Annotated in this window: 26 protein-coding genes; 16 read left to right on the top strand and 10 right to left on the bottom strand. The window is 72.8% G+C overall.

The window, feature by feature from the left end; all coding sequences use genetic code 11:
• Positions 1-3: 3 nt before the first annotated feature.
• Positions 4-807 carry an alpha/beta fold hydrolase gene (locus ACYVM4_RS14470; protein ID WP_460668979.1) on the bottom strand — a complete coding sequence of 268 codons (804 nt, stop codon included), beginning with the start codon at positions 805-807 and terminating at the stop codon, positions 4-6.
• Between the two features lie 89 nt (positions 808-896).
• On the opposite strand from ACYVM4_RS14470, the gene ACYVM4_RS14475 reads away from it, so the two are divergent.
• Positions 897-2,210: a condensation domain-containing protein gene (locus ACYVM4_RS14475; RefSeq protein WP_460668980.1), complete on the top strand. Its 1,314-nt coding sequence runs from the start codon at positions 897-899 to the stop codon at positions 2,208-2,210.
• A 109-nt stretch (positions 2,211-2,319) separates the two neighbouring features.
• Complete coding sequence (locus ACYVM4_RS14480; protein ID WP_368820970.1) at positions 2,320-2,592, top strand: hypothetical protein; 273 nt, start codon at positions 2,320-2,322, stop codon at positions 2,590-2,592.
• Between the two features lie 24 nt (positions 2,593-2,616).
• On the opposite strand, the gene ACYVM4_RS14485 is transcribed toward ACYVM4_RS14480, so the two are convergent.
• The gene (locus tag ACYVM4_RS14485) at positions 2,617-2,997 is read right to left on the bottom strand and encodes a DUF1622 domain-containing protein (protein ID WP_368820969.1); all 381 of its coding nucleotides are present in this window, start codon (positions 2,995-2,997) and stop codon (positions 2,617-2,619) included.
• Positions 2,998-3,356: 359 nt separating this feature from the next.
• Here ACYVM4_RS14485 and ACYVM4_RS14490 point away from each other — a divergent pair, with 359 nt between their 5' ends.
• The 4 genes from ACYVM4_RS14490 to ACYVM4_RS14505 all read left to right on the top strand — a co-directional run bounded on the left by ACYVM4_RS14490 (position 3,357) and on the right by ACYVM4_RS14505 (position 7,095).
• Complete coding sequence (locus tag ACYVM4_RS14490) at positions 3,357-4,565, top strand: thiolase family protein (RefSeq protein ID WP_368820968.1); 1,209 nt, start codon at positions 3,357-3,359, stop codon at positions 4,563-4,565.
• Positions 4,565-5,350: an enoyl-CoA hydratase/isomerase family protein gene (locus ACYVM4_RS14495; RefSeq protein WP_368820967.1), complete on the top strand. Its 786-nt coding sequence runs from the start codon at positions 4,565-4,567 to the stop codon at positions 5,348-5,350. The genes ACYVM4_RS14490 and ACYVM4_RS14495 overlap by 1 nt, the downstream gene beginning before the upstream one ends.
• A 13-nt stretch (positions 5,351-5,363) precedes the next feature.
• Positions 5,364-6,233 carry a 3-hydroxyacyl-CoA dehydrogenase family protein gene (locus tag ACYVM4_RS14500; protein WP_460668981.1) on the top strand — a complete coding sequence of 290 codons (870 nt, stop codon included), beginning with the start codon at positions 5,364-5,366 and terminating at the stop codon, positions 6,231-6,233.
• A 151-nt stretch (positions 6,234-6,384) separates the two neighbouring features.
• Positions 6,385-7,095 carry a tyrosine-protein phosphatase gene (locus ACYVM4_RS14505; RefSeq protein ID WP_460668982.1) on the top strand — a complete coding sequence of 237 codons (711 nt, stop codon included), beginning with the start codon at positions 6,385-6,387 and terminating at the stop codon, positions 7,093-7,095.
• Between the two features lie 24 nt (positions 7,096-7,119).
• Here ACYVM4_RS14505 and ACYVM4_RS14510 read toward each other — a convergent pair whose 3' ends face one another.
• A complete protein-coding gene (locus ACYVM4_RS14510) occupies positions 7,120-7,557 on the bottom strand; it encodes a hotdog fold thioesterase (RefSeq protein ID WP_460668983.1) in 438 nt (145 codons plus the stop codon).
• Positions 7,558-7,710: 153 nt separating this feature from the next.
• Here ACYVM4_RS14510 and paaZ point away from each other — a divergent pair, with 153 nt between their 5' ends.
• Complete coding sequence (gene paaZ / locus ACYVM4_RS14515) at positions 7,711-9,801, top strand: phenylacetic acid degradation bifunctional protein PaaZ (RefSeq protein ID WP_460668984.1); 2,091 nt, start codon at positions 7,711-7,713, stop codon at positions 9,799-9,801.
• A gap of 219 nt (positions 9,802-10,020) precedes the next feature.
• Here paaZ and ACYVM4_RS14520 read toward each other — a convergent pair whose 3' ends face one another.
• From ACYVM4_RS14520 to ACYVM4_RS14530, 3 genes are all read right to left on the bottom strand, one after another.
• Positions 10,021-10,644 (bottom strand): TetR/AcrR family transcriptional regulator, encoded by a 624-nt coding sequence (locus ACYVM4_RS14520; protein WP_368822013.1) that lies wholly within the window; start codon positions 10,642-10,644, stop codon positions 10,021-10,023.
• Between the two features lie 105 nt (positions 10,645-10,749).
• Positions 10,750-12,093, bottom strand: coding sequence for a phenylacetate--CoA ligase family protein (locus ACYVM4_RS14525; protein ID WP_460668985.1), 1,344 nt, complete (start codon positions 12,091-12,093; stop codon positions 10,750-10,752).
• A 1-nt stretch (position 12,094) separates the two neighbouring features.
• Positions 12,095-12,586 carry a hotdog fold thioesterase gene (locus ACYVM4_RS14530; RefSeq protein ID WP_368822016.1) on the bottom strand — a complete coding sequence of 164 codons (492 nt, stop codon included), beginning with the start codon at positions 12,584-12,586 and terminating at the stop codon, positions 12,095-12,097.
• A gap of 212 nt (positions 12,587-12,798) precedes the next feature.
• On the opposite strand from ACYVM4_RS14530, the gene paaA reads away from it, so the two are divergent.
• From paaA to ACYVM4_RS14565, 7 genes are all read left to right on the top strand, one after another.
• A complete protein-coding gene (gene paaA / locus ACYVM4_RS14535) occupies positions 12,799-13,815 on the top strand; it encodes a 1,2-phenylacetyl-CoA epoxidase subunit PaaA (RefSeq protein WP_017833091.1) in 1,017 nt (338 codons plus the stop codon).
• Between the two features lie 2 nt (positions 13,816-13,817).
• The gene (paaB, locus tag ACYVM4_RS14540; protein ID WP_460668986.1) at positions 13,818-14,135 is read left to right on the top strand and encodes a 1,2-phenylacetyl-CoA epoxidase subunit PaaB; all 318 of its coding nucleotides are present in this window, start codon (positions 13,818-13,820) and stop codon (positions 14,133-14,135) included.
• Positions 14,132-14,959: a 1,2-phenylacetyl-CoA epoxidase subunit PaaC gene (gene paaC, locus ACYVM4_RS14545; protein ID WP_368822017.1), complete on the top strand. Its 828-nt coding sequence runs from the start codon at positions 14,132-14,134 to the stop codon at positions 14,957-14,959. The genes paaB and paaC overlap by 4 nt, the downstream gene beginning before the upstream one ends.
• A 7-nt stretch (positions 14,960-14,966) precedes the next feature.
• Complete coding sequence (gene paaD, locus ACYVM4_RS14550) at positions 14,967-15,512, top strand: 1,2-phenylacetyl-CoA epoxidase subunit PaaD (RefSeq protein WP_368822018.1); 546 nt, start codon at positions 14,967-14,969, stop codon at positions 15,510-15,512.
• Positions 15,512-16,672, top strand: a complete 1,161-nt coding sequence (gene paaE, locus ACYVM4_RS14555) for a 1,2-phenylacetyl-CoA epoxidase subunit PaaE (protein WP_368822019.1) — start codon at positions 15,512-15,514, stop codon at positions 16,670-16,672. Before paaD ends, paaE begins: the two co-directional genes overlap by 1 nt.
• Before the next feature lie 126 nt (positions 16,673-16,798).
• Positions 16,799-17,575 (top strand): enoyl-CoA hydratase/isomerase family protein, encoded by a 777-nt coding sequence (locus ACYVM4_RS14560; RefSeq protein WP_368822020.1) that lies wholly within the window; start codon positions 16,799-16,801, stop codon positions 17,573-17,575.
• Between the two features lie 125 nt (positions 17,576-17,700).
• Positions 17,701-19,683 (top strand): M13 family metallopeptidase, encoded by a 1,983-nt coding sequence (locus ACYVM4_RS14565; RefSeq protein ID WP_460668987.1) that lies wholly within the window; start codon positions 17,701-17,703, stop codon positions 19,681-19,683.
• A gap of 42 nt (positions 19,684-19,725) precedes the next feature.
• Here ACYVM4_RS14565 and ACYVM4_RS14570 read toward each other — a convergent pair whose 3' ends face one another.
• From ACYVM4_RS14570 to ACYVM4_RS14580, 3 genes are read right to left on the bottom strand one after another with little or no spacing between them, the layout of a single operon-like run.
• The gene (locus tag ACYVM4_RS14570) at positions 19,726-20,094 is read right to left on the bottom strand and encodes a DUF4190 domain-containing protein (RefSeq protein WP_460668988.1); all 369 of its coding nucleotides are present in this window, start codon (positions 20,092-20,094) and stop codon (positions 19,726-19,728) included.
• A 26-nt stretch (positions 20,095-20,120) separates the two neighbouring features.
• Positions 20,121-21,668, bottom strand: coding sequence for a DUF2142 domain-containing protein (locus ACYVM4_RS14575; RefSeq protein WP_460668989.1), 1,548 nt, complete (start codon positions 21,666-21,668; stop codon positions 20,121-20,123).
• A 1-nt stretch (position 21,669) separates the two neighbouring features.
• Positions 21,670-22,476, bottom strand: coding sequence for a carbon-nitrogen hydrolase family protein (locus tag ACYVM4_RS14580; RefSeq protein WP_460668990.1), 807 nt, complete (start codon positions 22,474-22,476; stop codon positions 21,670-21,672).
• Positions 22,477-22,602: 126 nt separating this feature from the next.
• On the opposite strand from ACYVM4_RS14580, the gene ACYVM4_RS14585 reads away from it, so the two are divergent.
• Complete coding sequence (locus ACYVM4_RS14585; RefSeq protein ID WP_368822027.1) at positions 22,603-22,989, top strand: YidH family protein; 387 nt, start codon at positions 22,603-22,605, stop codon at positions 22,987-22,989.
• 1 nt (position 22,990) lies between these two features.
• Positions 22,991-23,359 carry a DUF202 domain-containing protein gene (locus ACYVM4_RS14590; protein WP_460668991.1) on the top strand — a complete coding sequence of 123 codons (369 nt, stop codon included), beginning with the start codon at positions 22,991-22,993 and terminating at the stop codon, positions 23,357-23,359.
• A gap of 96 nt (positions 23,360-23,455) precedes the next feature.
• On the opposite strand, the gene ACYVM4_RS14595 is transcribed toward ACYVM4_RS14590, so the two are convergent.
• Positions 23,456-24,742, bottom strand: a complete 1,287-nt coding sequence (locus ACYVM4_RS14595) for an adenylosuccinate synthase (protein WP_460668992.1) — start codon at positions 24,740-24,742, stop codon at positions 23,456-23,458.
• Positions 24,743-24,822: the final 80 nt, after the last annotated feature.

Here is a 24,822-nt window from a genome sequence, read left to right on the forward strand (position 1 = left end):
GGCTCAGACGGCCGGACCGGCCTGCCGGCCCACCTCCACCGCCCGCACGAAGGCGGCGCACCGGCGCGGCCACTCGGCCAGCTCGGCGGGCGTGCCGGCCACGTGCAGGCCGTCGCCGGGCAGGGCCGCGCGCAGCGCCTCGGCCGTGGACAGCGGGTGGGTGGCGTCGCCGGACCAGGCCAGCACGAGGACCGGCACGCCGATCCGCGACAGCTCGTCGACCGGCGGGAGGTCGGTGCTGGCCGCTCCGCGCAGCACGGCGGGCAGCAGACCTGGGTCGACACGCGGTGGGTGCGCCGGGCGGTCCGCCACCGCGGGCGGCCGGACCGCGGCCCGGCCGGCCCGGAGGTAGGCCTCGAGCCCGTGGCGCTCCACCAGGTCCGCGCTCCGCCGGTATGTCCCCGCCTGGTCGCGGCGCGAGCCCCAGGCCGTCGACGGCACGCAGAGCGTGAGTGAGCGGAACCGCCGGGGTTCGGCCAGGGCGGCGTGCAGGAGCGTGGCCGCCCCCATGGACGGGCCGATGCCGTGCACCGGTTCACCGGGCGCCACGGCGTCCAGCAGGTGCAGCAGGTCCTCGGCCAGCCGTGGCCAGGTCCAGTCCTCGGCCACGGGCTCCGCCGCGGAGCGGCCGTGTCCGCGGGCGTCGTAGCGCACCGTCCGGTGCCCGGTCAGCGCGGACGCCAGGTCCAGGCCTCCGGCGGTGTTGGCGGCCTGGTCGGACAGCAGCCCGTGCAGCTGGACGACCGGCGGGCCGGCGCCGGTCACGTCGTAGGTCAGGCGGCAGCGGGGGAGCTCGAGCGTCGGCATGCCGCCACGGTACGCGTAGATTGTGACCACCGGTGGGCCGGGCGCGTCCTCGGCGGCCGGCCCGTCCCCGGCCCGACGAGGAGGTCCGCATGCGGCTGACCAGCATCACGCACGCCCGGCTGCCCGAGGGCCGCCTGTCCAGCTGCACGGTCCCCGCCACGGACTCCGGCCGGCCGCTGCCGGTGTCCTTCGACCAGGGCCTGCACGTGGGCGCCGGTCCCCGGCCGGGGTCCTGGATGGCCGTGGCCGTGGAGCTCACCGCGCCGGTGGACGCCGCGCAGCTGGGCGAGGCCTGGGCCGGTGTCGTGCGACGGCACCACACGCTGCGCACCGTCTTCTCCGCCGACGACGACGGCCGCGTCCGGCTGCACGAGATCGCCGACGCCGTGCAACCCGTGTGGACCCGGCACGAGGTCGGCCCCGCCGGAACGCGGGCGGCCCTGCGGGCGGTGGCCGACGCCGCCTGCTCCCCGCTGGCCCGGCCCTCGCACCGGCTGTGCCTGATCGAGCCCGCGGCCGGGCCCGTCGTCGTCGTGCTCGCGGCCGACCACGCCCACGTGGACGCCTGGTCCCTGCCCCTGCTCGCCCGGGACCTGCTCGACGGGCTGGACGACGTCCGCGCCGGGCGCCCACCGGGTGCGGGCCGGGCGCCCGCGGCGTCCTTCGCCGAGCACACGCGGGAGCTCGCCGCGGGTCCCCCGGCCCCGCCGCGGGTCGTGCGGCGCTGGGAGCGGATCCTCGCGGACGGCGACGGCGCCCTGCCCGTCTTCCCCCTGCCCCTGGGCGACCTCGGCGCCCCGGCGCCCGAGACGGTGACCACGCACGACGTCCTCGACGCCGAGGGCCTGGCCCGCCTGGAGGCCCGCGCGGACGCGCTCCACGTCCGGCTGCTGGTCCTGGTGGTCTCGGTGCTGACCCGGGCGACCGCCGAGCTGGCCGGACGGCCCCTGCGCGCGGTCCTGCCCGTGCACAGCCGCACCGCACCGCGCTGGCGCGACGCCGTGGGCTGGTTCATCACCAATGCGGTGCTCGAGTGCTCGGACCCCGATCCGCAGTCCTGCCGCGCCGCCGTGCGCGAGGCGTTGGAGCTGGGCTCGCACGCCCTGGAGCCGATCCTGCGGCCCCACGGCGGCATGCCCGTCCCGCCGGGCATGTTCATGCTGTCCTACCTCGACTACCGGCGGCTGCCCGCGGCCCTGGCGCCGGAGCTGCGGGCCCAGCACATCTCCGCGTCGGCGCCGACCACCGGGGTGCAGGTGTGGTTCGTGGTGGGCGAGGGAGGCCTGCACCTGCGCGCCCGCTACCCGGGCACCGAGGAGGCCCGCGCGTCGGTGGAGGCGTGGCTGTCCGCCGTCGGCGCGGGGCTGCGCGCGCACGCGTGCCCGGAGCCGCACCGCGGGTAGCCCGTCCCGCGGCCCCGGACGCCCATGGGTCCTCGGTCCGCGTGCCCGCGCGAGCTGCCTCCGTCCCGGCCCCCCGACTATCCTGGTGGCAGCGGGCAGAAGGGGTCAGATGGACGATCGGACGATCGCCAGGACGCAGGCCAGGTTGATCCGCACCGCGCTGACGAGCACCGGGCTGGGGGCGCGCGACCTGTGGCTGCGGTACGTCCACCTGGGCGGGGAGGTCGGGGAGCTGGAGCTCGACGCCTACCTTCACCACGCCCTGTACCTGCCGCCCCGGGACCGGGACACCCTGGCGAGGGCCGCCAACCAGCTCGTGCCCGGCCACCGGGTGCCGTGCAGCCGGGACCTGCGCCCGGAGGAGTACCCGCCCGAGGCCTGAGCGCCCGGCCGGGACCCGGCGGGCCTACACGGTCCGCTCGGGCAGCGGCGCGGACTTCTCGTGCTCCTTCTGCCACGGCCACCGCCCGCTGATCTCGAGCTCGAGGGACCAGCTGAGGAAGGTGCGCACGAGCACGATGAGCGCCAGCACCCCCACCGACTCGAACGTGGGGGTGATGGCGACGGTCTTGATGATGTCCGCGGCCACGAGCAGCTCCAGGCCCAGGAGGATCGAGCGGCCCAGCCGCTGCCGGTAGCTCTCGTAGGTGTCGCTCTCCCCGCCCCGGCGCCCCAGCAGGTCCCGCCCGGCCAGGAGGGTCGCGACCACCGTCCCGATGACGATGGCGACGACGCCGGCGACGTCGACGGCCTCTCCGACGAGCTCCATGGACTCCTGGAACGACATCCTGCACCTCCGGTGACCCCGGCGGGACGCGCCGGCTCGAGTCTGTGATGAGGACGCCAGGATCTCATGGCGCCGCCGTCATCCGGCGGCGACGACCCCCTGGGGCGCGGGCTCCCACGTGATGCCCTCCTCGTGCTCGTGCCGACCGGGTCAGCCGTTCTGCCGCTGGTCCGCTGCTCCCGGAAGGTCACCGTGGGCCAGGGTCTCGATGCGTGAGGCCGGCCACAGCCCTTCGTGACGGCGCGCTCTGTTGACCCCACGGGCGCACGCGTGGGATGGTTTGATGAACGATCGGTCAGTAAAGTCGGGCGAGGACGCCCGGATGCCGGCCGCTTCCCGTCGCGACAGGAGTTCCTCCCATGCCCTCCACCCCTCAGGCCCTCCTCGTCGGCGGCGCCCGCACCCCCGTGGGCCGGTACGGCGGCGCACTCTCCGGTGTGCGCCCCGACGATCTCGCCGCCCTCGTCGTCGGCCGCGCGGTGACCGACGCCGGGATCGACCCGCACGACGTCGACGAGGTGATCCTCGGCAACGCCAACGGCGCCGGCGAGGAGAACCGCAACGTCGCCCGCATGGCCTGGCTGCTCGCCGGCTTCCCCGACACCGTCCCCGGCATCACCGTCAACCGGCTCTGCGCCTCCGGGCTGTCCGCCATCATCATGGCCTCGCACATGATCAAGGCCGGGGCCGCGGACATCGTCGTCGCCGGCGGCGTCGAGTCGATGTCCCGCGCCCCCTGGGTCATGGAGAAGCCGGCCAAGGGCTTCGCCAAGCCCGGCGACGTCTTCGACACCTCCATCGGCTGGCGCTTCACCAACCCCGAGTTCAAGAAGCACGACAAGATGACCTACTCGATGCCGGAGACGGCCGAGGAGGTCGCGATCGTCGACAAGATCTCGCGCGAGGACGCCGACGCGTTCGCGGTGTCCTCCCACGAGCGGGCGATCGCCGCGATCGACGCCGGGCGCTTCGCCCCCGAGATCGTCCCGGTGACCGTCAAGGGCCGCAAGGGCGCCGAAACCGTCGTCGACACCGACGAGGGGCCCCGCCCGGGCACCACCACCGAGGTGCTCGCCAAGCTGCGCCCGGTGGTCGACCACGGGACGGTCGTCACCGCCGGCAACTCCTCGACGCTCAACGACGGCGCCTCGGCGATCCTCGTGGTCTCCGAGCGCGCCGCCGAGAAGTACGGGCTGACCCCCCGAGCCCGGATCGTCGACGGCGCCTCCGCCGGCGTGGCCCCGCAGATCATGGGCCTCGGCCCCGTCCCCGCCACCCAGAAGGTGCTCGAGCGCACCGGGTGGGGCATCGGCGACCTCGGAGCGGTCGAGCTCAACGAGGCGTTCGCCAGCCAGTCCCTCGCCTGCATCCGCCGCCTCGGTCTCGACCAGGGCACCGTCAACAACGACGGCGGCGCGATCGCGCTCGGCCACCCGCTCGGCTCCTCCGGCTCCCGGCTGGTCGTGACGCTGCTGGGCCGGATGGAGCGCGAGGGCGCGGACCGCGGCCTCGCCACCATGTGCGTGGGCGTCGGCCAGGGCACCGCGATGCTCGTGGAGAAGCTCTGATGGTCGGCCCCAGCGAGATCCTCGGCGCCGAGTTCACCGCCCTGCGGCTCGAGGAGCGCGAGGACCGCCTGCACGTGGTCCTGGACCGCCCCGCCGTGCGCAACGCCATCGACGCGACCATGGTCGAGGAGCTGCACACCGTGTGCGGCCACCTGGAGCGGCACCCCAAGATCCTGATCCTCTCGGGCACCGAGGTGAACGGCAAGGGCGTCTTCGCCTCCGGGGCCGACATCGCTCAGCTGCGCGAGCGCCGCCGCGACGACGCCCTGGCCGGGATCAACTCCCGGATCTTCGACCGGATCCACCAGCTGCCCATGCCCGTGATCGCCGCGGTCGACGGCTACGCCCTGGGCGGCGGCGCGGAGCTGGCCTACGCCGCGGACTTCCGCATCGCCACCCCGCACCTCAGGATCGGCCAGCCCGAGACCAACCTGGGGATCATCGCCGCCGCCGGCGGCCTGTGGCGGCTCAAGGAGCTGGTCGGCGAGCCGATCGCCCTGGACATCCTGCTCGCCGGCCGGATCCTGGACGCGGACGAGGCCCTGGCCCTGCACCTCGTCACCGAGCTGCACGAGCCCGCACAGCTCGTCGGCGCCGCGCACGCGCTCGCCGACCGGATCGGCGCCCAGGACCCCCTGGCCGTGCGGATCTCCAAGCGGGTCTTCGCGGCCCCGCCGGCCGCCCACCCGCACATCGACGAGCTGGCCCAGGCCGTGCTCTTCGAGTCGCAGGCGAAGTTCGACCGCATGCAGTCCTTCCTGGACCGCAAGAAGAACAAGAAGTAGGAGCACCCCGACCATGACCGAGAAGCACGCACTGGCCGTTCCCGCCGTCGTCGGCGTCCTGGGCGGAGGCCGCATGGGCGCGGGCATCGCCCACGCCTTCCTGCTCGCCGGGGCGGAGGTGACCGTGGTGGAGCGGGACGGTCAGGCCGCGGAGGCCGCGCGGGAGCGGATCGAGCGGGACCTGGCCAAGTCCCTGGAGCGCGGGAGCGTGGACGGCAACCTGGACGAGTGGTCCGAGAACCTCGCCGTCTCCCTCGACCACGCCGACTTCGCCCCGTGCGAGCTCGTCGTCGAGGCGGTGCCCGAGGTGTGGGACCTGAAGGTCTCGGCCCTGCAGGAGGTCGAGCGCCAGCTGGCCGCGACCGCGTGGCTGGCCACCAACACGTCCTCGCTGTCCGTGGACGGGCTGGCCGAGCAGCTGGGACGCCCCGAGCGGTTCTGCGGGCTGCACTTCTTCAACCCCGTGCCGGCCTCGAAGCTCGTGGAGGTCGTGAACTCGAAGCACACCGGCGAGGAGCTCAAGCGGCTCTCGGTGCAGTGGGTCGAGGGCCTCGGCAAGACCCCGGTGGTCGTCAACGACGCCCCCGGCTTCGCCTCGTCGCGACTGGGCGTGGCGATCGCCCTCGAGGCCATCCGGATGGTCGAGGAGGGTGTGGCCTCGGCCGCCGACATCGACAACGCCATGGTCCTGGGCTACAAGTTCCCGGTCGGCCCGCTGGCCCTGACGGACATCGTGGGCCTGGACGTGCGCCTGGGCATCGCGGAGTACCTCGAGTCGGAGCTCGGCCCACGTTTCGCTCCCCCGCAGCTGATGCGGGACATGGTGGCCCGGGGCGAGCTCGGCCGCAAGACCGGCAAGGGCTTCTTCACCTACGACCAGTAGCACAGCCCTCCCTGCCGCCGACCTCACCGGTTCCACCCGGGACCGCATGCACAGTGCCGGCGTCCCGGGCGGAGCCGGTCGGTCCGCGTGGGGGTGCGGCGCAGGTGTGCGGGAGCGGCGCGCCGTCGGACGCGGGTCCTATCGTGGGGGCATGCATGCACAGCCCGGGACCCCCGCCACGTGGGACGGTGCGCTCAACGCGCGGCGCCTGGCGGGCGACGTGTGGCGGATGGGCCGCTCCGAGCGGCTGAGCCCCGCGGGCTGGCGTGCCGCCGCGGCGGACGGCGTGCGCACGGTGGTGGACCTGCGCAACGCGGACGAGCGGCGGCGCCGGCCCACGGACCCCCTGGACGACCCGGCCGCCCGCGCCGGCATCACGGTGCTGCACCGCCCCACCGAGGACCCCGCCCATCCGCAGTTCCCGCTGGTGGGCACGCCCTACCTCAACCATCCGCGCGGCTACCGCGACTACCTGCGGCTGTTCCCGGGCCTCCTCGCCGAGGCGGTGCGGGCGGTGGCGACCGCCGAGGGCGCCGTGGTGGTGCACTGCTCGGCCGGCCGCGACCGCACCGGGGTGCTCGCGCTGCTGCTCCTCGGACTGGCCGGAGCGCCCCCGGAGCGTCTCGTCGCGGAGGACGAGGCCGCCGCGCGCGGGATCAACGAGTGGCACCGCGTCGCGCCCGTCCCCCACCCGGTCGAGCGCCACCACCCCGAGCCCGAGCTCGCCGCGCTGCTCGCGGAGCGCCGCGCGGCCCTCGAGGAGCTGCTGGCCGAGTTCGACGCCGAGCGCTGGCTCGTGGACGCCGGGCTGGCACCCGAGGAGCTGGCCTCCCTGCGCCGGCGGCTCGGCCGTCCGTCCTGACCCGTTGCCCGGCCTGTCTCCCGCCTAGCTCTCGGCCGGGTTCCCGGCCTGCTGCGGCCTGTCCTTGAGGAAGTTCGTGATCCGCACGGTGCACAGCCGGGTGCCGTCCTCGTGCTCGACGACCACCTCGTGGCACGTGAGGGAGCGGCCGAGCTGGAGAGCGGTGGCCGTGGCCGTCACGGTGCCCGTGCGGGAGGACCGGTGGTGGGTGGCGTTGACGTCCACACCCACGGCGACCTTGCCCATCGTGGACGCGTGGATGACCGCGGCCCAGGAGCCCACGGCCTCGCCGAGGGCCACCATGGCCCCGCCGTGGAGCAGGCCCAGCGACTGACGGTTGCCCTCGACGGGCATGGAGGCGACCACGCGCTCCGCCGACTCCTCCAGGACGGTGACGCCCATCTTCTCGTCGAGCTCGCCCAGGACGATGCGCCAGGGCTCGTGGGTCTCGATCGTGGTCATGGCACTCCTCGGGAGCTCGGCGACGTGACAGGTCCACAGCGGGGCAGTGGTCCTGAGGTGTGACGTAGGTTATCGTGGTCATAATACCGAACGATCGGTCAGGATGCGGGCAGCGGACCGCCCGCAGGCACCCGAGCGAAAGGACCACGCACCGTGGCAGCACAGACCCAGACCATCCTCCCCAGCTACCTGCGGGGCCGGTGGTGGACGCCGGAGAACCCGCAGAAGGTCACGGAGGTGGCCGACGCCTCGACCGGCGAGGTCGTGGCGCGCGTGTCCACGGACGGCATCGACATCGCCTCCGCCGTGGACTACGGCCGGACCGTGGGCCAGCGCTCGCTCGGGGAGCTCACCATCCACGAGCGGGCACTCAAGCTCAAGGAGCTCGCCCAGCACCTCACCGAGCACAAGCAGGATCTCTACGACGTCTCCTACTCGACGGGCGCCACCCTGAAGGACCACTTCTTCGACGTGGACGGCGGCATCGGCACCCTCTTCACGTTCTCCTCCAAGGGCCGGCGGGAGCTGCCCAACGCCAACGTCATCGTGGACGGCGCGGTGGAGCAGCTCTCCAAGGACGGGTCCTTCCTGGGCGAGCACATCTACACCCGCATGCCCGGCGTCGCCGTGCAGATCAACGCGTTCAACTTCCCGGTGTGGGGCATGCTCGAGAAGTTCGCCCCCGCCTTCATCGCCGGCATGCCGACCCTGGTGAAGCCGGCCACGCCGACCGGCTACGTCACGGCCGCCTGCGTGCGCCTCATGCTCGACTCCGGCATCCTGCCCGATGGCTCTCTCCAGCTGATCTCCGGCTCCGCCCGGGACCTGCTCGACCACCTGGACTACCGCGACCACGTGGCCTTCACCGGCTCCGCCGGCACCGCGCAGTCGCTGCGCCACCACGACAACGTCATCAACGGAGGAGTGCGCTTCACCGCCGAGACGGACTCCCTCAACGCGGCGATCCTCGGCCCCGACGCCACCCCGGAGACCCCGGAGTTCGAGGCGTTCGTGAAGGCGGTGTTCGTCGAGATCACGTCCAAGGCCGGGCAGAAGTGCACCGCCATCCGGCGCGTCATCGTCCCGCAGGACCGCGTGGAGGACGTCGTGGCGGCCGTCGCCGAGCGCGTGCAGCAGCGCGTGGTCATCGGCGACCCCCGCACCGAGGGCGTCACCATGGGCGCCCTGGCCTCCAAGGAGCAGCAGAGCGAGGTGCGCAAGGCCGTGGAGCGCCTGGTCGCCGCCGGCGGCACCGTCCGCCTGGGCGGCCCGGACGCGTCCGTCGGTGACGCGGACACCGGTGCGGGCGCGTTCTTCCCCGTCACGGTGCTGTCCTTCGACGACCCGGACACCCCGGAGGTGCACTTCGTCGAGGCCTTCGGCCCCGTGACCTCCGTGCTGGGCTACACCGACGTCGACGACGCCGTGCGGCTCGCCGCGCTCGGCGGCGGCTCGCTCGTGGCGACCGTGTGCACTAACGACGGCGCGACCGCCGCCCGGTTCACGGCGGGCATCGGCTCGCACCACGGGCGGGTGCACTTCCTCAACCGCCAGGACGCCAGGACCTCGACCGGCCACGGCTCCCCCATGCCGCACCTGGTCCACGGCGGCCCCGGCCGCGCCGGCGGCGGCGAGGAGCTGGGCGGCGTGCGCGGCGTCAAGCACTACATGCAGCGCACCGCCATCCAGGGTCCCCCGGACATCCTCACGGCCGTGACCGGCGTGTGGCACCGGGGCGCCGCGGCGAACACCGTGACCCGTGAGGCGGTCGAGAACGGCACCGGCGAGCACCCGTTCCGCAAGTCCCTGGAGACCCTGCGGATCGGCGACCAGTTCGCCTCCGAGCTGCGCACCGTGACCCTCGAGGACATCACCGAGTTCGCCGAGAAGACCGGCGACACCTTCTACGCGCACACCGACGAGGAGGCCGCCACGGCCAACCCGTTCTTCCCGCGCAGGGTGGCCCACGGCTACCTGCTCGTCTCCTGGGCGGCCGGGCTGTTCGTGGAGCCGGCCCCCGGCCCCGTCCTGGCGAACTACGGGCTGGAGAACCTGCGCTTCATCACGCCGGTGACCTACGACGACCGCATCCGCGTGACCCTCACGGCCAAGCAGATCACCCCGCGGGTGACCGACGAGTACGGCGAGGTCTGCTGGGACGCGATCCTGCACAACCAGCACGACGAGATTGTCGCGACCTACGACGTGCTGACCCTGGTCGCGAAGACCTGGCCCGCCGCCTGAGCGGCTGACCCGGGCGGGACCCGCCCCGGGCCGCCGAGTCCCCACCCGGGGCACGCCCCGGGCCGCCGAGTCCCCACGACGCACGCAATCCCCCACGCCGGTGCGTGGGGGATTGCGCTGTCACTGGGGGTTCGGCGGAGAGCCTGCAGGGAACCTGGGGACTCGGCGGACAACGGGCGGAGGGACCGCCGGGACTCGGTGGAACGGCCGGCCGACGGGTCAGGTGGCCCGCAGCCCCGAGAAGGCGAGGGCGACCACGGTGTCGGCCAGCCCGTCGTCGGTCTTGTCCGGGTCCGGCCGGTACCAGTCGACGATGGAGTTGATCATGCCCAGGAGCAGCCGCGAGGCGGAGCGGGCGCTGAGGTCGCGGCGCAGGTCGCCCTCCTCCTGGGCCTGCTCGATGAGCGCGCCGACCCGGCGGGTGACCGTGCGGCGGCGCTCGAGCGCCCGCGTCTCGACCTCCGAGTTGCCCCGCAGCCGCAGCAGCAGGGTCACGTACGGCATCTGCTCCACGAGCACGTGCACGGTCCCGCGGATCACCTGCTCGAGCCGCTCGACCGCCGGGGCCTCCGTCCGTTCGGCGGTGGCCAGGACCTCCTCGAGCGCGTCGAGGGCCCGGCCCAGCGCCTGCTCGAGGATCTCCTCCTTGGACTCCACGTGGTGGTAGATCGCGGACTTGGAGATCCCCAGGTGCTTGGAGAGCGTGCCCATCGACGTGGCGTCGTAGCCGTGGACGTTGAAGACCTCCACGCACACGTCGAGCAGCGTCTCGCGGTCGTAGCCGGGCCGGCCACGGCGCGGGGCCGCGCTGTCGGGAGGGGCGGGCGCCGGTGCGTGCGTCATGGGGACCTCGATCTCGATGGGGACGGGCAGGACAACGATCCTATGACGCGACGAGCCCCCGAGCGGTCTCGGGGGCCGGTCGCGGCACGGGTCGGCGCGCGGACGTCATGCGTCCTTGCGGTGGTCGTAAACGCGGCGCAGCTTGCCGGAGGAGCGGGCGAGGGTCCCCGGCTCGGCGATCCGGATCGAGGCGGAGGAGCCGATCTTCGTCTTGATGGCGTGCAGGAGCTTCTGGCCGCCGGCCTCGGCGGCCTCGACGGTCACCTGCTCGCGCCGCTCGATGTTGATGGTCATCTGGTCCATCCGGTGCGGGCGGGTGATCTCGAGCGTGAAGTGCGGGCTCAGCTCCGGCACCTGCAGGGCGAGCTCCTCGATCTGGGAGGGGAACAGGTTGACCCCGCGCAGGATGATCATGTCGTCGGAGCGGCCCGTGATCCGGCCCATCCGCCGGTGCCCGGGCCGGTCCGTGCCGGGCAGCAGGCGGGTCAGGTCGTGGGTGCGGTAGCGGATGATCGGCAGGGCCTCCTTGGTGAGCGCCGTGAACACGAGCTCGCCGGGCCGGCCGGTCTCCTGGACCTCGTCCGTGAACGGGTCGATGATCTCGGGGCGGAAGTGGTCCTCCCAGATGTGGGAGCCGTCCTTGGAGGCGGCGGACTCCCCGGCCACACCGGGGCCCATGACCTCCGAGAGGCCGTAGATGTCGCACGCGTCCACGTCGAAGGCCGTCTCGATCTCGCGGCGCATCTCCTCGGTCCAGGGCTCCGCCCCGAGCACCGCGGTGCGCAGCGACGTCTCGCGCGGGTCCAGGCCGAGCTTCTTGAAGCCGTCGGCGATGGTCAGCAGGTAGGTGGGGGTCGAGAGGATGGCCTCGGGCTCGAAGTCCCGGATCATCTGGACCTGCTTCTCGGTCTGCCCGCCGGACATCGGGATGACGGCGCAGCCCAGGCGCTCGGCGCCGTAGTGGGCGCCGAGCCCGCCTGTGAACAGCCCGTAGCCGTAGGCGTTGTGCACCTTGTCGCCGGGCCGCACGCCCGAGAGCCGGAAGCAGCGGGCCACGAGGCCCGCCCAGGTGTCGATGTCGTTCTGGGTGTAGGCCACCACGGTGGGCTGCCCGGTGGTGCCGGAGGAGGCGTGGATCCGCCGGACCTCGCTCATCGGCACCGCGAGGGACTTGAACGGGTACGCCTTCCGCAGGAACTCCTTGTCCGTGCAGGGGAAGAGCCGGAGGTCCTCGAGCTCCTTGAAGTCGCCGGGGTGCACGCCGTGGCCGTCGAAGAGCTCGGTGTAGGCGGCAACGTTCTCGTAGGCGTGGTGCAGGGTCCAGCGCAGCCGCTCGACCTGCAGGGACTCGACCTGGTCCCGGCTCATCGTCTCCTCCGGGTCCGGCTGCGACCGGTCCGCGGGGGCGGGTGCGGGGGTGTAGGGGTTGGGGACGGAGCACTCGGTCATGTCAGACTTCCTCGGGCTGCTGGGCGGACTGCAGGACGGGCTGCGCGGCCGGATCGCCGGCCGGCCGCTCGGCGGGCGCCGCCGCGCGGCGGGCGGGGTTCGGGATCGTGCGGCTGCGGCCCCGGAACTCTGCGATGAGCCGGCCGTCGGCCAGGACCTGGATGTCGTAGACACCGCTGCGTCCCGCCTGGGCGCGCACGGTCCCCACGGCGGTGAGCTCCTGCCCGCGGTGGGCCGAGGCGAGGAAGTTGATGTCCACCCCCGCGGCCACCGTGATGGTGCTGCCGTCACCGGCGGGGTCGTTGCAGGCGAGGGCGAAGCAGGTGTCCGCGAAGGCGAAGACCATGCCGCCGTGGGCGATGCCGAACCCGTTGAGCATCTCCTCCCGCAGCGTCATGCGGATCTGGGCGTGGCCGTAGTCGGCACGGTCCACGGTGATGCCCATCCAGCGCGAGGTGTGGTCCCCCGCGAGGATCGGATGGCCCTGGGACATGTAACTCTCCTCACAGTTCACGACCGAATGTTCAGTAGACAATCCCACTCCGCCGCCCGTGTCAACCCGCGCCACCTCGAAGACGGGTCCGGACACCCCGTGGGAACAACCTGTTGACGCCGCCCCCGCGGACTTATATCCTGAACGAACGGTCAGTTAGTCGCGTGCGGCCCTCCCGCCCCGCGGCGCCATCTCGTCGGAAGAGGGACACCATGACTACGCAGAACACCGGCCTCCACGCCGTGCCCGCCGCGGACGCGGCCGAGCAGGCCGAACTGGACCGCGCGGGCGAGGAGCACTTCGACCGCATCATCGCCGAGGACTCCCGGATCGAGCCGCGCGACTGGATGCCCGCCGCCTACCGCAAGACGCTGGTCCGCCAGGTCTCGCAGCACGCCCACTCCGAGATCATCGGCATGCAGCCGGAGGGCAACTGGATCTCCCGGGCGCCGTCCCTCAAGCGCAAGGCCATCCTCATGGCCAAGGTGCAGGACGAGGCCGGCCACGGGCTGTACCTCTACTCCGCCGCCGAGACCCTGGGCACCCCCCGCTCCGAGCTCAACCAGCAGCTGCTGGACGGCCGGGCGAAGTACTCCTCGATCTTCAACTACCCCGCGCGCACCTGGGCCGACATGGGCGCCATCGGCTGGCTCGTGGACGGCGCCGCGATCGCCAACCAGGTCCCGCTGTGCCGGGCCTCCTACGGCCCCTACGGCCGGGCCATGGTCCGGATCTGCAAGGAGGAGTCCTTCCACCAGCGCCAGGGCTGGGAGATCCTCTACGAGCTCTCCCACGGCACGCCCGCCCAGAAGCAGATGGCCCAGGACGCCGTGAACCGCTTCTACGGCCCCTCCCTGCAGATGTTCGGCCCCCCGGACGACGACTCGCCCAACTCGAAGCAGTCCATGGCGTGGAACATCAAGCGCTTCTCCAACGACGAGCTGCGCCAGCGCTTCGTGGACATGATCGTGGAGCAGGCCGCGGCCCTGGACCTGACCCTGCCGGACCCGGACCTCAAGTGGAACGAGGAGCGCGGCCACTACGACTACGGACCGCTGGACTGGGACGAGTTCAAGGCCGTCGTCGGCGGCCGGGGCCCGTGCAACCTCCAGCGCATGCAGCGCCGCCGCACGGCGCACGAGGACGGCGCCTGGGTCCGCGAGGCCGCCGCCGCCTACGCCCGCAAGACCGCCGCGGAGCGCGCCTCCGCCGAACTCATCGGAGCCTGAGCATGAGCGAGAACACCGTGAGCCCGATCGGCGCGTCCTCCGACGAGTGGCCCCTGTGGGAGGTGTTCGTGCGGTCCTCGCGCGGGCTCTCCCACGTCCACGCCGGATCCCTGCACGCCCCGGACGCCACGATGGCCGTGCGCAACGCCCGGGACCTCTACACGCGCCGCAACGAGGGGACCTCCGTGTGGGTCGTGCCCTCCGCGGCCATCACCGCCTCGGACCCCGACTCCAAGGGCGGGTTCTTCGAGTCCGCGCAGGGCAAGAGCTACCGCCACGCCACGTACTACACCAAGAGCGAAGGGGTGAAGCATCTGTGAGCTTCGCATCCCACGAGTCCGCGACCCGGCAGAGCGCGGGCGACGCGATCACCGCGGAGGAGATCAAGGCCGGCGGCGCGAAGGCGCCCGAGGACGTGGCCCGCTACGCCCTGTACCTGGGCGACGACGCCCTGATGCTCGCCCAGCGCCTCGGCTGGTGGATCGCCCGGGCCCCGGAGCTCGAGGAGGACATCGCGCTGGCCAACATCGCCCTGGACCTGCTCGGGCACGCCCGCTTCTTCCTCACGTACGCGGGCACCGCCTGGGGGAAGACCGAGGACGACCTCGCCTACTTCCGCGACGAGGAGGAGTTCCGCTCCTGCCGGCTCGTGGAGCAGGAGAACGGCGACTTCGGGCAGACCATCGCCCGGCAGCTGATCTTCTCCTACTACCAGTACGAGCTGTACCGCCGTCTGGTCCGTTCCTCCGACCCGACGCTCGCGGCCATCGCGGACAAGGCGCTCAAGGAGATCGAGTACCACCAGGACCACGCGAGCCAGTGGATCCTGCGCCTGGGCCTCGGCACGGAGGAGTCCAAGCGCCGCGTCCAGGCCGGCCTGTACTACATGTGGCCCTACGTGGACGAGCTGTTCCACGACGACGAGCTCATCGAGTCCCTCGGGGACGCCGCCGTGCGCCCGTCCTCCCTGCGCGCCGACTTCGACCGGCGGATCGCGGCGATCCTGGACGAGGCGGAGCTGTCCGTCCCCGAGGTCCTGGGCGCCTGGGGCGGCGACCGCTCGGGGCAGTTCAGCGAGCAGCGGGGCCACATCCTCGCCGAGATGCAGGTGCTGGCGCGCCAGCACCCCGGCGCCACCTGGTGAGGGGGCGATGACGATGACCGAGCACGAGCCGACGGGCACCACGAAGGTGACCGGCCGGGAGCTGCGTCCCCGGGACGAGGCCGCCGGCCGCGTCTGGGACATCGCCGCCACGGTGAACGACCCGGAGGTCCCCGTGCTCTCCATCGCCGACCTCGGCATCCTGCGGGACGCCCGGGTCGAGGGCGGGCGCGCCGTCGTCGTCATCACCCCGACCTACTCCGGGTGCCCCGCGATGGAGACCATCACCACGGACGTCACCCGGGCGCTCAACGCGCAGGGCTACGACGACGTGCGGGTCGACCTCGTGCTGCAGCCGGCGTGGACCACGGACTGGATGAGCGAGGACGGCAGGCGCAAGCTCGACGAGTACGGCATCGCCCCGCCCAGCGGCCGGGCCGCCGCCGGCCCCGTCCGGCTGGGGCTCACCGTCAAGTGCCCGCGCTGCCACTCCCTGAACACCCGCGAGCTGACCCGCTTCGGGTCCACCGCCTGCAAGGCGCTCCACGTCTGCAACGAGTGCCTGGAACCCTTCGACTACTTCAAGGTGCACTGATGACCGAGATCACCGCCCCGGCCCGGCGCCGGGCCACGTTCAACACCCTCGAGGTCTCCCAGGTCCGCAAGCTCACCGCGGACTCCGTGGAGGTCGCCTTCGCGGTGCCCCCGGAGCTCGTGGACGACTACGACTACCTGCCCGGGCAGTACGTGGCGCTGCGCGCACACATCGACGGACAGGAGGTCCGCCGGTCCTACTCCATCTGCGCGGAGCCGCGGCCGGGCGAGATCCGGGTGGCGATCAAGCAGGACATCGGCGGGGTCTTCTCCACGTGGGCCAACGAGTCCCTGAAGGCCGGCGACACGCTCGACGTCATGAACCCGCAGGGCGCGTTCACCTCCAAGCTCGGGCTCACGAGCATGAACGACCCCGAGAGGCTCGCCGCCGAGGAGGTCGCGAAGAACGCGTCGGTGCACCTCGTGGCCTTCGCCGCGGGCTCCGGGATCACCCCGATCATGGCGATCGCCAAGGCCGTGCTGCGCGCCTCGGAGTCCTCCACGTTCGACCTCGTCTACGCCAACCGCTCCGCCATGGAGGTGATGTTCGCCGAGGAGCTCGGGGACCTCAAGGACAAGTACCCGTCCCGCCTGGCGATCCACCACGTGCTCTCCCGCGAGCAGCGGATCAGCCCGCTGATGTCCGGTCGGATCGACGCCGACAAGCTCAAGGACATCCTGGACGAGGTGCTCCAGGTGGACCGGGCGGACGAGTGGTTCCTGTGCGGGCCCTTCGAGCTCGTCCAGCTGTGCCGGGACACCCTCGCGGAGCGCGGCGTGCCGGAGGACAAAATCCGCTTCGAGCTGTTCAGCACCGGCCGCCCCGAGACACCCCAGGGCCAGCAGGGACGCGTGGTCCCGGCGGACCCGTCGGGCGAGAGCTACGACATCACGTTCAACCTGGACGGGCTCTCCTCCTCGATCGAGTCCCCGAAGAACGCCCAGGAGACCGTCCTCAACGCGGCCCTGCGGGTCCGCCCCGACGTCCCGTTCGCATGTGCCGGCGGGGTGTGCGGCACCTGCCGCGCGAAGGTCGTCTCCGGGGAGTTCGTGATGGAGGAGAACTACGCCCTCGAGAAGGACGAGATCGAGAAGGGCTACGTGCTCACCTGCCAGACCCGCCCCACCTCCAAGGAGCTCGTCGTCGACTTCGACGCCTGAGCCGCGCGGCCCCGGGGCCCGGCACCTGAGCGGTGCCGGGCCCCGGGCCGTCCCGCCCCGGGCCCCGACCGCGGTCCCCGCACCGGGTCCCCGACCTCCCAGTCCCGATCTCACCGAGGAGCAGCAGTGATCGACCTGACCATCGACGGATCCGTGGCCGAAGTGGTGCTGAACGCGCCCGGGAGGATGAACGCCCTGGACGAGGCCGCGCTCGCCGAGCTGGGCGACGCCTACGCCGAGGCCGGGAGGGCCGGCGTCCGGGCCCTCGTGCTGCGCGGCGAGGGCCGCGGCTTCTGCGCCGGCCGCGACATCTCCGCCGTGGATCCCGCGACCGACGACGCCCACGGCTACCTGGCGGGGAAGGTCACCCCGCTGCTGCGCGCCATGACGCAGTTCCCCGCCCCGACGTTCGCCGCCGTGCAGGGCGCCTGCCTGGGCGTGGGGCTCGGCCTCGCGATCGCCACGGACGTGGTCTACGTCGCGGACAGCGCGAAGATCGGCTCCCCGTTCGCGAACCTGGGCGCGACCCTCGACTCGGGCGGGCACGCCCTGTTCACCGAGCGGCTCGGCGCCCACCGGACCCTGGACCTCATCTACACGGCCGAGCTGATGAGCGGCCAGGAGGCGGTGCGCTCCGGGCTGTTCAGCCGGTCGGTGCCCGCCGACGAGCTGCTCGAGCTCACCCGCGCCAAGGCCGCGGCCGTGGCCGAGGGCGCGACCGGCGCGTTCCTCGCCTCCCGCGAGCTCGTGGCCCAGATCCGCGACGAGCGCCTGGGGCTCTGGGAGTCCGTGGAGAACGAGAACCGGGTGCAGGGCGAGCTGTGCCGCAGCGCCGACTACGCCGAGGGCTTCGCCGCGTTCCAGCAGAAGCGCAAGCCGCGATTCACCGGCGCCCGGGGCTGACCCGGGAGGACGGCCCCACCGGAGTCGGCCCCGGGACGAGCCCGGCGCGGCCGCGGGGCGAGCGGGGTTAAGCGGTCGGGGAACAGCCTGCCCGCTCCCCCCCGGAGCCGGTTAGCGTGGTGGTCATGACATCTACGGTGACCTCTTCGGTGTTCGACCTCTCCGGCTTCGACCGCTCCGTCCGCCCCCAGGACGACCTCTACCGCCACGTCAACGGCACGTGGCAGCGACGGACCGAGATCCCCGACGACAAGCCGTCCGTGGGCGCGTTCATCGAGCTGCGGGACCAGGCGGAGGCCGCCGTGCGCGAGCTCATCACCCGGGCCCGGGCCGGGGACCCCGAGGCGGTGGAGTCCAAGATCGCGAACCTTTACGCGTCCTTCATGGACGAGGAGCGGATCGAGGCGCTGGGCGCCTCCCCCCTCGCCCCGGACCTCGCGGAGGTCGACGCCGTGGCGGACGTGCCCGGGCTGGTCCGCCATCTGGGCCGGATGATCCGGCGCGGTGCGGGCGGGCTCGTCGGCGTGGACGTGGACGCCGACCCGGGCGACCCCGAGCGCCAGCTCGTGTTCGTGGGGCAGTCGGGACTGGGCCTGCCCGACGAGGAGTACTACCGGGACGACCAGCACGCCTCGATCCGCGGGAAGTACCTGGAGCACGTGCGCACCATGCTGTCCCTGGCCGGGTTCGAGGACGCCGAGGAGCAGGCCCGCGCGGTGGTGGAGCTCGAGACGCGGATCGCCTCCCGGCACTGGGACAAGGTCACGGTCCGCGATCTCACCAAGATGTACAACCCCATGAGCTTCGAGGAGCTCGCGGCCTCCGGCACGGTCCTCGACTGGAGGCTCCTGGCCGAGGGCGCGGAGCTGCCCGGGACGGCGCTGCGCACCGTGGTCAACGCCCAGCCCTCCTTCTTCACCGGGGTCGAGGAGCTGCTCGTCGACGAGCTGCTGCCGGCGTGGCGGTCCTGGGCCCGCTGGCACCTGGTCTCCGCGCGCGCCTCCTACCTGTCCTCCGCGTTCGTCGAGGAGGACTTCGCGTTCTACGGCACCGTGCTCTCGGGGACCCCTCGGCTCAAGGACCGCTGGAAGCGCGGGGTCGAGCTCGTCAACGGGGTCCTCGGCGAGGCCGTGGGCGAGCTCTACGTCGCGGCACACTTCTCCCCCACCGCGAAGGAGCGGATGGACGAGCTCGTGGCCAACCTCCTGGAGGCCTACCGCGTCTCGATCACGGGCCTGGACTGGATGACGGAGGAGACCCGCCAGGAGGCACTGAAGAAGCTCTCCCAGTTCACCCCGAAGATCGGCTACCCGGAGCAGTGGAAGGACTACTCCTCCCTGCGGATCAGCCCCAAGGACCTCGTGGGCAACCGGGTCCGCACCACGGAGTTCCGGCTCGCCGAGCTGGTCCGCAAGGCCGGCCAGCCGGTGGAGAAGCACGAGTGGCTCATGACCCCGCAGACGGTCAACGCCTACTACCACCCGCTGCGCAACGAGATCGTCTTCCCGGCCGCGATCCTGCAGCCCCCGTTCTTCGACGAGGACGCCGACGACGCCGTGAACTACGGCGCGATCGGCTCCGTGATCGGCCACGAGATCGGCCACGGCTTCGACGACAAGGGCTCGACGTGCGACGGCGACGGCCGGCTGCGCAACTGGTGGACCGACGCCGACCGGCAGGCCTTCGAGGAGCGCACGGCGGAGCTGGTGCGCCAGTACGACCGCCTGGTCCCGGAGCAGCTGGAGGACGAGGGCACGCACGTCAACGGCGAGCTCACCCTGGGCGAGAACATCGGGGACCTGGGCGGGCTCACCATCGCCCACAAGGCGTGGCGGATGTCCCGGGAGAGCGGCAGCGCCTTCGGCCCCGGGGAGCTGATCGACGGCTACAGCCCCGAGCAGCGGCTGTTCCTGTCCTGGGCCTACGTGTGGCAGCAGAAGTCCCGGGACGAGGCGCTGCGCCACCGCATCGCCACCGACCCGCACTCCCCCAACGAGTTCCGGGCGAACCAGGTGGTCCGCAACGTCCCCGCCTTCTACGAGGCGTTCGGGGTCGTGGAGTCGGACGCGCTGTGGCTGCCCGAGGTGGAGCGCGTCAGCATCTGGTGAGCCCGGCGCCCGGTGGCCCGGGGCACGTCCCGGCCACCGGGCTCAGCCGCCTCCGCCGAAGCCGATGAGGAACGCGGCGGCCACCAGCCACAGCACGAGGAACAGCAGGAAGACCCCGAGCAGCACGGTGCCCACCCACCCGAGCACCCGGCCGGCGGTCGCCGGGACGCCCAGCTTCTCGGCCTCGCGCGCCTGCCAGATCGCGAACGGCGCCAGCACCGGCAGGAGCACCACCCCGAGGATGCCGAGGATCAGCGCGGTCTCGGCGTGGCTGCGCCCTCTGGCGTACCGGTCCGCGAGCCACGGCGGGACCGGCTGCCACGCCCCCGGGTCCCACGGCGCCGTGGGACCCGGGGGCGGTCCGGAGCTGCCGCCCGGGCGCGGGGTGTCGTCGGATCGGTCGTCGTCCACGGGGTCCTCCAGGGGTCGGTGATCGGTCAGGGCAGCGCGTAGTGGCCCGTGATGTGGACCACGGTGGCGTAGCCGGCCACGGCCAGCGCGGCGGAGAGCGGCACGAGCACGAGCACGGCCGTGTCCACCCTGCGCAGCGCCTGCGGGGTGGTGGGGAGTCGTGCGCTCACCAGCGGGACGAGCGTCCCCAGCAGCAGCAGGGCGAGCGGGACGAAGTAGCGGCCCTGCACCCCGTTGACGATCCCGGACTGCACGGGGGCGAAGCTCAGGTACAGCGTCCCGAAGATGGCCGCGACGTTGAGCAGCAGCACCACCGCGAACCAGACGACGGCCCGGCGCGACGCCCGGCCGCGGGGCCCGTGGAGGAAGGCCGCGCCCACGGCGACGAGCCAGCACACCGCGCCGACGAACGGTCCGTTGATGTTCCCGCCGGGCCCGTAGCCCATCTGCCCCACGACGCCTGCCGCGTACTGCCAGTCCAGGGTCAGGATCGTCCGCGCCGCCACGCCCAGGACGGCGACCGGCTCGGCGAGCACGAAGGCCAGCTGGTCCGCGGGGCGCACCATGTGCCGTTCCTCCGGGCCGCGGAGGATGCCCATCGCCTCGGTCGTGCCCGCGGCCAGCGACATCCACACCGCGAAGCCCAGCAGGGTCAGGAGCAGGCAGGCGGTGAGCACCAGCGCGGCGGCCACCGGCCGCCCGTCGGCGCGGCGGGGCAGCGGATACCGCCGCAGCGGGACCGCCAGCAGCAGCAGGGAGAGGATGACGTAGGTGGGCTTCATCAGCGGCAGGACGCACGCGCCCACGAGCACCGCCCCCAGCTCGAACCGGGAGAGCGGCTCCTCGGAGCGGTTCAGCACCGTGGCCCGCAGTACGAGCGCGATGAACGTGAACACCACGGCGTTGGTGACGGAGTCGGCGGAGATCACCGCCGACTGGTAGAGCGCGGTGGGCACCAGCGCCACGCAGAACCCCGTCCACAGGAAGCGGGTGCGGCGCAGGGCCCAGAGCCCCACGGCGACCACCGCCGTGTAGGACAGCACCTGCAGGACCCGCATCAGGGCCCATGTGCTGCCCACGTCGAGGTCCGCGGCGGTGGCGATGCGCGCCCCGAGGGCCGAGGGCAGGTAGGGCACGGGCGAGTACGCCGCGGTGTTGGAGAACGAGGTCTGCACGTGATCCTCCCCCAGCGGCGCCGCGAGCGCCCGGTCACGGGCTTCGGACGGGACGAACAGGGGGTCGGAGCCGCGCTCCTTGGTCCTGGGTGGTCCGCCGTGGCCGGTCATCAGCTGCGCCGCGGCGACCGGGACGGAGCCGCCGTAGACCGGGTAGGGGCCGTCGTCCGGAAGTCGTTCGGGGGCGAGGCCTCCTTGGGAGACCTGGTAGGCGCGCTTGAAGTGGGAGCTCTCGTCCGGGCCCCATGCCGCCGGCACCACGGCGGCGAAGACCGCCCCGAAGAGCAGGGACAGTCCCGTGAACAGGACCACCACGGTTCGGGGGCGCAGACCCGGGCGGGATCCCCGGCCGAGGACCTGCTCGGGGGCCCGGTCGGGCGCCCGGACAGCGGTGGCCACCTCAGTCCTCGTCCGCGGGCAGCAGCTCCGCGGCGCCGAAACGGCGGTTGGCGAGCACGGGCACGGTCTCCCGGACCTCGGCGATGCGCTCGCGCGTGACCTCGGCGGTCAGCACGGTCTCGTCCTCCCCGGCCTCGGCGACCACCACGCCGAGCGGGTCGAGGACCGCGGAGCGGCCCACCGTGTGCTCGGAGCAGGTGTCCGCGGCCGCGACCCAGACGGTGTTCTCGATGGCGCGGGCCTTGAGCAGCGCCTGCCAGTGGTCCACCTTGTGCTCGCCCGCGAACCAGGCGGCGGGCACGGTGAGCAGCTCCGCGCCGGCGTCGACCACGGCGCGGCAGATCTCGGGGAAGCGCAGGTCGTAGCAGGTGATCATGCCGACCGCGAGGTCCCCGATCCGCACCACCGCGACGCCCTTGTCCCCCGGGCGGATCCGGTCGGACTCCCGGTGGCTGAAGGCGTCGTAGAGGTGGAGCTTGCGGTACGTGCCGAGGATCGCGCCCTGCGCGTCCACGGCCACGAGCGTGTTGTAGGGGCGTCCGTCGGCGGAGCCCTCGTAGCCGCCTGCGATCACCGCGACACCCGTCTCCGCGGCCAGGAAGGACAACTGCTGGACGAAACCCGACCAGCCGCGCAGCACCCGGTCCTCGAAGTCCTCCCCGAGGAGCTGCTCGGAGAACATGGCCTCCTCCGGGAACACCACCAGCTGCGCCGCGCCGGCCGCGGCCTGCTCGGCCAGCCGGCGCATGGTCCGCAGGTTCTCGGCCGTGTCGGCGGTGGGTGCGAACTGTCCGACGGCGATCTTCACGGGTGTCCTCCTCGGGGTCGCGGCTGGAGCTCCCACTGTATCCGCGACCGACCCGTGCCCCCTCGCTCGTGGCACTGCCCGTGACAGGATGGGTCGTGGGACGACCGCGCGAGCGAAGGGCAGGCGATGGGCGAGCAGTCCGAGACCCCGGGGCGACGCCGGCTGTCCGAGCGTGTGCTGGGCGGCGGGGTCGCCCCCGATCCCCGGTTCACGCTGGCCAACGAGCGCACGTTCCTCGCCTGGATCCGGACCGCGCTCGCGTTCCTGGCCGGCGGGATCGCCATCGAGGCGTTCACCGCGGACCTGTTCGACGACGGCGTGCGGACGTTCCTCGCGATCGTCCTGCTGGTCCTGAGCATGCTCCTCAGCGCGGGCGCCACGTTCCGCTGGATCGGGGTGGAGCGGAGCATGCGGCGCCAGACCCCGCTGCCCCTGCCCCTGATCGCGCCGGTGCTCGCGGTGGGCGGGGCGATCGCGGCGGGAGTGCTCGTCGTCGTCGTCCTGCAGGGCTGAGATGCCGCGCCCGCGGCCCGGCCCCCCGCCGGGGCCGCCGGACCCCCCGCGGCCGCCGCACGGGGACCCCGGGCTGCAGCCGGAGCGGACCACGATGGCGTGGGGCCGGACCCTGATGTCCTTCGTGGTGGTCTCCGCGGTCTTCCTGCGCTGGCTGCCGCACCACGGGCCGTTCGTGCTGGTGCTGTTCGGCCTGGCCGTCCTCACAGCGGCGGCGATCTACCTCACGCAGCGGCCCCGCTACGTCCGCAGCGCCCGCGGCATCGTCGAGGAGGGCACCGAGCCGGAGGTCGGCGCTGTGCTGGCCACGTCGGTCGCGGTGCTCGCCCTCGGCGGCCTCGGCATCTGGGTGGTGCTGGTCCTCGTCTGAGCCCCCCTCCCTGCCCGCGAGGCCGCGTGCCGGCGACGGACGGCGCGCCGGTCGCCGGCACGGGCGGCCTCGCGGAGGAGGAGCGGAGGTGAGGGGTCAGTTGATGAGGTCGCGCACCACGATGGTGTCGTCGCGGTCCGGGCCCACCCCGATCGCGGACATCCGGGTGCCGCTCATCGACTCGAGCGCCTCGACGTAGGCCCGGGCGTTCGCCGGCAGGTCCTCCAGGGTGCGGCAGCCGGTGATGTTCTCCTCCCACCCGTCGAATTGCTCGAAGATCGGCTTGGCGTGGTGGAACTCGGTCTGGGTCATCGGCATCTCGTCGTGCCGGACGCCGTCGACGTCGTAGGCCACGCACACCGGGATCTGCTCGATGCCGGTGAGGACGTCGAGCTTGGTGAGGAAGTAGTCGGTGAAGCCGTTGATCCGGGAGGCGTGGCGGGCCATCACGGCGTCGTACCAGCCGGTGCGGCGGGGACGGCCGGTGTTCACGCCGAACTCGCCGCCGGTGGTGCGCAGCTGCTCGCCCATCTCGTCGAAGAGCTCGGTGGGGAACGGCCCGGCGCCCACGCGGGTGGTGTAGGCCTTGATGATGCCGATCGCCCGGGTGATGCGGGTCGGCCCGATGCCCGAGCCCACGGACGCGCCGCCCGCCGTGGGGTTGGAGGACGTCACGAACGGGTAGGTGCCGTGGTCCACGTCGAGGAAGGTCGCCTGGCCGCCCTCCATGAGGACCACCTTGTCCTCGTCGAGCGCCTGGTTGAGCAGGTAGGTGGAGTCCACGATCATCGGGGCGAGCCGGTCGGCGTAGCCCAGGAAGTACTGCACGACCTCCTCGACGTCGATGTCCCGGCGGTTGTAGAGCTTCACGAGCAGCTCGTTCTTCTGCCGCAGCGCGCCCTCGATCTTCTGCCGCAGGATCGACTCGTCCAGGACGTCCTGGACGCGGATGCCGAGCCGGCCGACCTTGTCCATGTAGGCGGGGCCGATGCCGCGGCCCGTGGTGCCGATCGCCCGCTTGCCGAGGAAGCGCTCCGAGACCTGGTCCATGGTCTGGTGGTACGGGGCCACCAGGTGGGCGTTCGCGGAGACCCGCAGCCGGGAGGTGTCCGCGCCCCGCGCCTCGAGACCGTCGATCTCCTCGAAGAGGGCCTGGGGATTGACGACGACGCCGTTGCCGATCACGGGGACGGCGTTGGGGCTCAGGATGCCCGCCGGCAGGAGCTTGAGCTCGAACTTGTCGCCGCCCACCACCACGGTGTGCCCGGCGTTGTTGCCGCCGTTGGGCTTGACCACGTAGTCCACGCGGCCTCCCAGCAGGTCGGTGGCCTTGCCCTTGCCCTCGTCGCCCCACTGGGCGCCGACGATCACGATTGCTGGCATTGAACGACTCTCCTGCCTGGATGAAGCGGGACTTCTCCCGCGGGACCCGGCGGAGGCGCGCACCGGCCGGGCACGACAAC

The sequence above is a fragment of the Kocuria himachalensis genome, assembly GCF_054784195.1.